Raw genomic sequence first — 3756 nt, forward strand, 5'->3', positions numbered from 1 at the left:
AATCATCATCGTCGAATTTGGCGATGATCGGGTATTTCGCTTGGACCATCCCGAAATTCAGGCATTCTCCCAAAGTGTTCAAAGCTTTCCTGTACACACGGATTGTGGCGGAACCTTTGGCCGCTCGTTGCCAAACATCAAGCTGCATCGACGGATTGTTCAGAATAACGATGAGTTCTTTCTTCCCCCAATTTTGGCGTTTGAAATTTTGCAAAACATTCATGATTTGTGAAGGCCTTTTCGTACAAACGATAATTGAGACGCCGAGCATGCGATCCCACCTCTCTTTTTTCCACATGATTGCAGGGGCAATTCGCTCACACTTTCCGAATGGCAATCTTTTGATAGTTCGCGGTTTTCGCGACGATTCGGCTTAATCTGAGAAAAAATTTGTCGGGTACTTTCCATGTGTGATGTTGTATGTTTTTCTTGCGGATACCTACGAAATTATAAGGGGAAGTCGCGTACAATTTGATTCCTTTTGCCATGCAGCGTGCCAAAAAATAGGAATCCTCCCCTTTTGATCGGTCCGGGAATTGCACTTTTCCAAAAACGCTTCTGCGGAACATGATCGTGCCCCCCGGTATGGCCGTTACGTATTGATGACTTTTTCCTTTTTCCATGATGACCAGGTTGGGCCCCTGCAAATATTTCAGGTGGCTGTTTTTTCCCACAACGCCGGCATGTGTGCGGCGGAAAGCCAGGGACTGTTCTTTCAAATAATAAGGCGAATAGTAATCGTCGTCATCGAATTTGGCGATGAGTGGATATCTTGAACGGCGAATTCCGTAATTCAGGCATCGGCCCAGAGTCGTTTTGGCCGGAAGCTGATAGACAAATATATTTTTATAGCGTTGGCAACGACGGCGATAATCGTTTACATCCATGCGATCATTGTTCAGGATTAAAATCCATTCTTTGACGGGAACTTTTTGGCGAAGATAGTTGTTTAACGCATTATGAAATTCTCCAGGGCGGTTCGTCACCGTAATAACCGAGACGCCTGCCAAAGATATCGCCTCCTTTTCCTCATTCATGATATGACGCGTCATAAAATAAGTTTGGACGGTAGCGGGCTAAAATCCGCCCGAGCTTCGGCAAAAAGCTTTTGTTCGGCGCACACAAAAAAAGCGCCCATACAGGGCGCCTAGATGTTTTACCGCGGATCATAACCGACGACGGTCCATATTCCCGTTTCGTCTTGTCTTACTACCCGTTTCAGATACACCGCCTTGATCGGTGCGCGTTTATCGTGAACGGTCACAATGGCGTCTATGCCGTTGTTTTCGCTGACGGTGAGATCTTTTGTATCGAGCGGATATTCGCCGGTTATGCCTTGGGGCGACATTTGCAGGCTGACGAATACTTGCGCCACAAAGATCGGGTCGAGCTTCCAGGGCGAGCTTCCGGCGTCGGCGTTTTGCTGGTCGTTTTTTTCGACTGTGAGATCGTATGGCACTTTTACTTGCGGTTTGGCAATTTGCTTTTCCGGCGACGGCATGGTCAACGGTCCGGACATGATTCCTTGCGCGAAGGCGGCCAGATCGTCCAACGGGGCGTTGCCCAATACGGTAAACTCAAAGCCGTCCTTCCGCCAGCGTATGGAGCTCGTTTCCGCATCGCCGGCAACGGGGGACAATATTTCCACGACGCTGTCATTCATTTTGCCTAACAACGCGTTGGGAGCGGTTGTGAATTCTCCCGCCGCCTTGCCTTGCATGACAATAGCCTGCTTTTGTTCCGGATTGCGGTAATACATTTTCACGAGTTGCCGATTGGGTACGACAGCCACGCGGTCTTGAGAATATCCGGTCGGGATTGTCGCGGGCGTTTTCCCGGTGAAGCCGGCAATCTCCCGCGCTTCAGGCAAATCGGCCACGAGCTGTTCGGGATTTTCGTTGATTTCCTGATAACCTTCGGGAAGATGATAAGTGAGCAATTGCGCCGGAATGGCGTCGGTGAAGGTGATCTCCTTGTAAGTGAGCGTATATTGGATGGCATGCTCCATCGCCGTTTGCTTTTGCAGCGGCAGCTCGGTTTTTTTATCGATCCAGATGCGGTAAGGCGAGCCGCCCTTCGGCGTTACTTCCACAATGAAAGCTTCCCTTCCGGAAATCGTGTCTTCGCCGATTACTTTCGTGGACAAAGCGTTTTTTGCTTCCTGAATTTCCTTCCCCAGCTCGAATTGAAAGCGGTAGGCGTCAGGCAAAGCCGGGAAAATCTGCACCCGTTTTTGCCCAGGCTGAATTTGCCATTTTCGCTGCCCGTTGTTCACTGTGACCAGACTCTGGCTTGCGCCCGCCAACCCTTTTACATAATAATGTCCGTCCCGATCCGCCCAAACGTCCAGCTTTCCTTGCTCCGTCGATTCACCCTGCGCGTTGCTTGCGGTGATTTCAAGTATGCCGTGATAAGCCTGCACTTCGTTGAAAGCTTGTTCCATGGCGTTAACAACATTCGGATTGCCAAAAGGAACCACAAAATTGATAAAAAGTGCGAAAATAGCGGCGACTCCGACCGCGCCAAGCGTCAAGGCCCATCTTTTGCGGGTGGCGGACCGCCTGCGCGCCAGTCGCCCGGCTACGGCTTTTGCCAGTTTCGTCGGATAACCCGGTTCCGGCATTGCCGGATTTTTCAGGCTGCGAACCAGTCTGACGGTCCGGTACAGCTTTTTCAATTCCTCCGATTGTGTGGAACATTCATCTTCATCGGGTTTTTGTTCCGCATTCAGGCGATCGATAAAATCGGATAATTTCCGTTCGTTGTCCTTCATCATTTTTCCTCCCTGTTCACCCTATTTAGCGTTCTATTTGCAATACCGCGGCCAAACGGCGCAATGCCCGGTACTGCATGACGCGTATGTTTACTTCCTGTTTGCCCATGATTTCGGCGGTTTCGGCGACCGAAAAGCCTTTGATGATGCGCAATTCAATTACGGTGCGTTGCTCCTGGGGAAGCCCGGATAAAGCGTCCTCGAGCACTTGACGATCGGCGCTTGCTTCGGCGTGATCTTCTGCGGCGTAGCACGTTGGATCGATCGCCTCGATCCGGACGGCGGTTCCCCTGCGCTTTTTTTTGCGCCAGCCGTCGCGGAGCAAATTTTGCGCAATCGTTTTGAGAAAGGTTATATATTTATTGGGCGCAACCTTGCCGCTTTGCAAATACGCGTAGGCTTTTACATAGGTCTCCTGCGTAATGTCTTCCGCCTCTTCGCGGTTTTGCACTTTGTAATAGATGAATCTGTATAAGGGTTCCCACGTGGCGCTGCATATTTCTTCGATGGATTTTGCTTCAACGGAAGCCAAATGTGTCTCACCCCCCTCATACTCAGTCTTGATTGTTTGACATGAAATAAAACGTCCCGACCGTTCGAAACGTTACAAACAAGTCGGTTACGGCAAGCAACGGCCGATCATACGCGCAACTTTAAATGCCGCCGCTTGTGCTACTATAGCGGTAGATCGACGATCAGAACGGAGGTTGTTTGGCGGCATGGCGAAACTTATTTTTGTTTTGGGGCCCGCCGCGGCCGGAAAAACGACGCTCGCCAGGGCGCTCGCCGCAAAGCGCAAAATTGCCTTGTTCGATATGGATACGTTGCTAAGGCCCGCTGCGGAAGCCATTATGACGATAGTCGGCCAGGACCCGACCGACCGCGATTCTCCGCTATATAAAAAATATTGCCGCGACCTGGGCTACCGCATGACGATGGACGCCGCCCTGGACAATATCGCATTGGGATGCGACGCAATTGTC

Annotated in this window: 5 protein-coding genes; 2 read left to right on the forward strand and 3 right to left on the reverse strand. The window is 50.6% G+C overall.

What is annotated here, in order from left to right; translation table 11 throughout:
* Positions 1-232, forward strand: a 232-nt coding sequence (locus VF260_01015; GenBank protein ID HEX7055761.1) for a hypothetical protein, incomplete at its 5' end; no start/stop codon positions are given.
* Positions 233-317: 85 nt separating this feature from the next.
* Here VF260_01015 and VF260_01020 read toward each other — a convergent pair.
* From VF260_01020 to VF260_01030, 3 genes are all read right to left on the reverse strand, one after another.
* Positions 318-1010 (reverse strand): glycosyltransferase, encoded by a 693-nt coding sequence (locus VF260_01020; GenBank protein ID HEX7055762.1) that lies wholly within the window; start codon positions 1008-1010, stop codon positions 318-320.
* A gap of 146 nt (positions 1011-1156) precedes the next feature.
* Positions 1157-2776, reverse strand: coding sequence for a sigma-E factor regulatory protein RseB domain-containing protein (locus tag VF260_01025; protein HEX7055763.1), 1620 nt, complete (start codon positions 2774-2776; stop codon positions 1157-1159).
* A gap of 22 nt (positions 2777-2798) precedes the next feature.
* A complete protein-coding gene (locus VF260_01030; GenBank protein ID HEX7055764.1) occupies positions 2799-3305 on the reverse strand; it encodes an RNA polymerase sigma factor in 507 nt (168 codons plus the stop codon).
* Positions 3306-3492: 187 nt separating this feature from the next.
* Here VF260_01030 and VF260_01035 point away from each other — a divergent pair.
* The coding region (locus tag VF260_01035; protein ID HEX7055765.1) for a hypothetical protein at positions 3493-3756 on the forward strand (264 nt) is incomplete at its 3' end.

It is taken from the genome of Bacilli bacterium, from assembly GCA_036381315.1.
Lineage (GTDB): Bacteria > Bacillota > Bacilli > Paenibacillales > KCTC-25726 > DASVDB01.